Consider the following 5,391-nt stretch of genomic DNA (forward strand, 5'->3'; position numbering starts at 1 on the left):
CGCTACCGGCGCACTGACGACGGCTGGAAGATCAGTTCGACCGGATACGACCGAACCTACGAGGCGACGATGTCGTTGTCGGCCATCGACTTCAAAGTCAAACCCGGCCGCGCGCTGGGGTGACTACTGGGCGATCGCTATCACGGCGCCCGGGCGCAGCCAGCGGATGATCTGCACCAGCGTCCCGTCGTCGATGGCCACGCAGCCCTCGGTGGGTCCGCCGTCGGTGGTGTGAAAGAAGAACGCGGCGCCGTTTCCCGCCACTCGGCCGGGGTTGACGCCCATCACCACCGCGTGCTTGTACTGCGGAATCTGCAGGTTTTCACTCGCCGACGTGTCGAACGGACACTCGTTTCGTTTGCAGACCTGCATGGTGTTGAAGGTCGGGCTGTGATCGTCGCCGTTCCACCAATGGTCCGGCCCGACCTGCACGTACTTCAGTCCGCCGCCGGGGTTGGGTGCGGTGCCGAACGCGAACGGCAACGTGTACACGCCCATCGGGGTGGCCGGGTAGCCGCTTTTGGCCTGCGGCGCCATGCCGGCGGATCCGACGTGGGTGGGTATACCGGCCTGCACCGCCTGCCACCCGCCTGCACCGCGCTGATAGACGTCCATTTTGGCCGTGGAACCGCCGGTGCTGACCACCGAAATCACCTGTGTCGCACCGCCTACCGCCCGCGCGAACCACGGATTGCCGACGGCTGCACCGCCCGGCGCGACCGCAATCGTCAGCGACGTCAGACACACCACGGCACACAGCAGCCTCACTAGTCGGCGCACACTAAATGATCGTCAGGCCGAACCCTGCGCGTCAAGTAAAGCTTGAGGCTCGATTGGGTCACCGCTCGGCTGCGCTGGGCGGCCGCAGCTCTGACTATCGGCTCGAACGCCGATATCATCGCAACCGATGTCCTTGTCCCGCGGCGGCTAGATCTGGCAGCTTTGGGTAACTAGCCGTAGATGCGACGACGTGTTCGATCGTTTCGCCACGACCTGGCCATCGAGGCCTACGGTGTCCCGGTCTGCTGCCGGTGACCGAGCCACCGCACTGACCAGCACCGGTAGTAGAAAGCAGTCAATGACACCCACAGACAATGGCGGCAGGCCGCTTATCGAACGCCGGCTTCCCACCGCGGTGAGGCAGCTGGGTCCGCCGCCGCTGACGGTCTGGCTCGGATCGGCGATGTATACCTTTCCCGCCGGCCGGGACGCCACGGTAGGCCGTGATCGCACCTCCGACATCTGGCTGCGGGACACCGACCCGGCGACGTTCACGCTCATCTCCCGGGTGCACGCGATTCTGCGGTTCGACGGCACCAACTGGGTCCTGATCGACAAAAGCCAGAACGGTGTTTACGTCGACGGCATCCGCCGCAGCATCATCCCCGTCACCGACGCCGTGAAAGTAGCCCTCGGCAGCCCGCAAGGGCCGCAGCTGACCTTTCGGGTTCCCAGCGCCAACACGGTCGAAAGCCTGCACAACCTGACGACACGGCCGCCGGTGCCACCTGTCGGACCGATCAACGACCACGAAACGCAGCCGTTCGCCGGGCCGATCAGCTCGCCCGGGTTGCCGGTTCGGCCACCGGTTCGCCGTGAATCTTCGCCCCCGCCGTTATCGAGGCGCTTCCCTTCCAGGCCGCCCCGTCCCGGCCATCCGGACCTGGCCGCCCGGGTCGGCGACACGATGCGCCTGCTGGTGTCCCCGCCGCGTGCGGGAGCCGCTGCGTCCGGCACGAAAACGGTTGGGCGCTCGAAGAGCAACGACATCGTGGTCGACGACTACCTGGTTTCTCGCGTGCATGCACTGCTCGTTTCGACGGTCGGCGGGCTGGAGATCCGCGACAACAACAGCAGCAACGGCACCTTCGTCAACGGCTCCTCGGTCACCCGGTCGGTGCTGCAGGAGGGCGACGTCGTCACCGTCGGCAACACCGACCTGATGGTGTCGGGTACGAGCTTGGTGCCGCGTACCGCACCGGCGCGCACCAGCGGGCTCGCCGCGCACGGGCTGGGTTTGACCATTGACGGGCATCAGCTGCTGACGGACGTGTCTTTCACCGCGCGGCCCGGCACGCTGACCGCGGTGATCGGCCCTTCCGGCGCGGGCAAATCGACGCTGATCAAGCTGATCGGCGGCGCGACCAAACCCAGCGGCGGGGTGGTCAGCTTCGACGGGCACGACATCCACGCCGAGTATGCGTCGATGCGCTCCCGGATCGGGATGGTGCCCCAGGACGATGTCGTGCACCGGCAGCTGACGCTGGAGCATGCGCTGAACTATGCGGCCGAATTGCGACTGCCGCCGGACACTTCGGCCGACGATCGCCGTGAGGTCGTTGAGCGAGTCCTCGACGAGCTGGAGCTGACCAAGCACAAGAAGACGCGCGTGGACAAGCTGTCCGGTGGACAGCGCAAGCGGGCGTCGGTGGCGATGGAATTGCTGACCGGTCCGTCGCTGCTGATCCTCGACGAGCCGACGTCGGGGCTGGACCCGGCGCTGGACCGTCAAGTGATGACGATGCTGCGCCGGCTCGCCGACGCCGGCCGGGTGGTGCTGGTGGTGACGCACTCGTTGACCTACGTGAACATGTGCGATCAGGTGCTGCTGCTGGCCCCCGGCGGCAAGACCGCGTTCGCCGACCCGCCCGGCGACATCGGCTCGGTGATGGGAACCAACGACTGGGCCGACATCTTCGCCAAGGTCAGCACCGACGCCGACGCTGTGCATCAGGCATTTCTGGCGCGGCAGCCGCCGCGGCGTCTCCCACCGGCGTCCACCCAGGCGGCCCCGCTCGGCAAGCCACCACAGACCAGTCTGTGGCGGCAGGTCTTTACGTTGGTGCGCCGCCAAGCCCGGCTCATCACCGCCGACCGGGGGTACTTCGCATTCTTGGCGGCGTTGCCGTTCGTGCTCGGTGTGCTGTCGCTGGCAGTGCCCGGCAACACTGGTTTGGGTTTCGCCAACCCGCAAGGCCCGCAGCCCGAGGAACCCATCGACATCATGATCCTGCTCAACATCGGGGTGGTGTTCATGGGGACTGCACTGACCGTGCGCGATCTGGTCGGGGAACGGCTGATCTTCCAGCGTGAGCAAGCCGTGGGCCTGTCGGGCTCGGCGTATCTGGTGTCGAAAACCATCGTCTACAGCATCGCGGCGCTGATCCAGACCGCTATCCTCACCGCGATCATGGTGGTGGGCAAGGGCGCTCCGCAGCACGGCGGTGTCGTCCTGGGCAAGAGCACGACCGCGGGCATCACCGAGCTGTATCTGACGTTGGCGATCACGGCCATCGTCTCGGCGTTGGTGGGGCTGGCGCTGTCATCGCTGGCCCGCTCGACTGAGCAGGTGCTGCCGATGTTGGTGGTGGCGATCATGGTCGCGATGGTGCTGGCCGGCGGCTTGATTCCGGTGACCGGACGTCTGGTGCTCGATCAGTTGTCGTGGCTGCTGCCGGCCCGCTGGGGTTTCGCGGCGGCGGCGTCGACCATCGACCTGCGCAACATCGAAGCCGGGCTGCCCGCCGATAAGTTCTGGCAGCACACGGCGCACTCCTGGCTGCTCGACGTCGGGATGCTGGTGGTGCTGGGCTTGGTGTTCACGGCGCTGGTGCGGTTCCGGCTGCGGCTGCCCGTGCATTCGCACGGACGCTGAGCGGGCTGGCGCCCGTCGGAAGAGTGAATTGACGGGCGTCGCGGCGGTAGTAGCGTTTCCCCCATCTCGGAAAGGGGTGTGCAGGATGCGCGTCAATCCCGCAATGCTGCACTCGGGGGCAGACGAGTCTCACCGTGCGAGCGAACATGCCGCCGACGGAGCCAATGCCCTGTCCGGGACGCCGCCGACGGCAGGCATGTTCGGCGAGTTCGAGGCGGCTGAGGCGTTTCACGAAGCCATCACCGCCGCGCACGCCGCGCACGTCAAGGCGCTGGAATGCCACCGGGACACCCTTCATGATCTCGGCACGAAGACGCATCAGGCGGCGTACAGGTTCACCGCGATGGAGGACCACAACGCGAAGGTGTTGCGGGACGTGTAGTGAATCTCCGCCACATCCATAAGGGCCTGCTGATCATGTTCGCCGGCGGAGATCCGTGGAAAATCAACGCGTCGTTGCAGAAAGGTCAGTCCGGCCAGATCTCGGATTTGGCGGAAGGCTTCCACAACGCGGGTCGCTCCACCCAAGAAGCCGACAACGCTTTCACCGACGCGCGCAACCGGCTCAACGCCTGGACCCATGACAACGGTCAGCACCCGATCACCGACTCGAACAAAGTCCAACAACTGACCAAAGCGCTGGGGCTGCAGGTCCCCCAGCTGCCCACGATCGCTGTCGATCTGGAGAACATCGCGGCGGGCTTGGCTGAGGCGCAGACGACCGCGGCCGCCGATATCGCGGCTTTAGAGGCGCGGCTGCAGTATCTCGACGATTGGATCGATTGGGCAGAGGACCGCGTTGAGCAGGACGAAAAGGCGATCGCCGAGTCCGACGACGACGAAATCGCCGAGCTCAGAGATGACGAAGCATGGTGTAAAGACGGCATCACCGCCTGCGAGAAAGAAGCAGTCGAGGACACCAAAGCGACTTTGCACGCGGTCACGCAGGTCCGCGAGAACTATTCAAACGCATTACAGGGCGCTGAAAAGAACTTGCGGGTTGAGGGCTTCAACCCGGCCGCGATCCAAGCGCTTGATGCCGACGCTCCGGCGGACCAGCTTCCCGGTCAGGTTCCGCGGACCGGGCTGGAGTCCGGTCAGCTCAACGACTTACAACGAGCGACCGATCAGGCCGTCATCGACCAGATGGGTAAGGTGCGTGCCGCGCAGGATGAGATGAATGCCGCGCTGCGCGACATTTACACGAACGGTCCTGGCACCGCGAAGGCAGACGCCGCAAATGCGAAATTGCCTGAGCTGAGAGAGAAACTGGGCAACGCCCTGGACGACCTGGGCAAGGTACCCAACTACAACAACATTGACCCCGCGACGATGAGCGCCGACGAGAATGGTCGTTTTCTGTTCAGCTACAACATCAATGGGCAGAACGCGCAAGTCACCGGCCAATTCATAAACGGTACCGGCCAGTTCTTAGACCAGGGCACCGGCACGTCCTACACCTTCAAGGACGGCAAGCTCGTCGGCATGCGGACGCCGGATCCGGGCCAGGTGGAGGCCACCGTCGAACCGCTTTGGAGCGCTGTCACTTTGGCCGTCGGAGGACCGGAGCTGAAGGCCGCCGGTGAAGCTGGTCTGCAGGCGCTCAAGGCAGGCGGTGGGAAGACTTGGCAAGGTCTCGGATCGCTGTTCGGCCGCGAAGGTGCTGCCGGACTGGGTGGTCTGACGTCGGAGAATGTCCTTCCGCGCGCTGCCACGGCGGCTGAGCAGCGGACCAT

The 5,391-nt window shown here is 65.4% G+C and carries 4 protein-coding genes and 1 pseudogene; 4 read left to right on the forward strand and 1 reads right to left on the reverse strand.

Features of this window, described 5'->3' with window-relative positions; genetic code table 11:
- Positions 1-123, forward strand: a pseudogene (locus WA317_RS15560) (nuclear transport factor 2 family protein); the annotation flags it as partial.
- Here WA317_RS15560 and WA317_RS15565 read toward each other — a convergent pair.
- Entirely contained in the window at positions 124-780 is a 657-nt protein-coding gene (locus tag WA317_RS15565; protein ID WP_425173884.1) for a L,D-transpeptidase family protein, read from the reverse strand.
- 298 nt (positions 781-1,078) lie between these two features.
- Between WA317_RS15565 and WA317_RS15570 the strand changes: the two genes are divergently transcribed.
- From WA317_RS15570 to WA317_RS15580, 3 genes are all read left to right on the forward strand, one after another.
- Positions 1,079-3,655 (forward strand): ATP-binding cassette domain-containing protein, encoded by a 2,577-nt coding sequence (locus WA317_RS15570; RefSeq protein WP_425173885.1) that lies wholly within the window; start codon positions 1,079-1,081, stop codon positions 3,653-3,655.
- 85 nt (positions 3,656-3,740) lie between these two features.
- A complete protein-coding gene (locus tag WA317_RS15575; RefSeq protein ID WP_425173886.1) occupies positions 3,741-4,037 on the forward strand; it encodes a DUF2563 family protein in 297 nt (98 codons plus the stop codon).
- Positions 4,037-5,391, forward strand: a 1,355-nt coding sequence (locus WA317_RS15580; protein WP_425173887.1) for a hypothetical protein, incomplete at its 3' end; no start/stop codon positions are given. The genes WA317_RS15575 and WA317_RS15580, both read left to right, overlap by 1 nt.

Origin of the sequence: Mycobacterium sp. (assembly GCF_049802695.1) — a bacterium.
Classification (GTDB): domain Bacteria; phylum Actinomycetota; class Actinomycetes; order Mycobacteriales; family Mycobacteriaceae; genus Mycobacterium.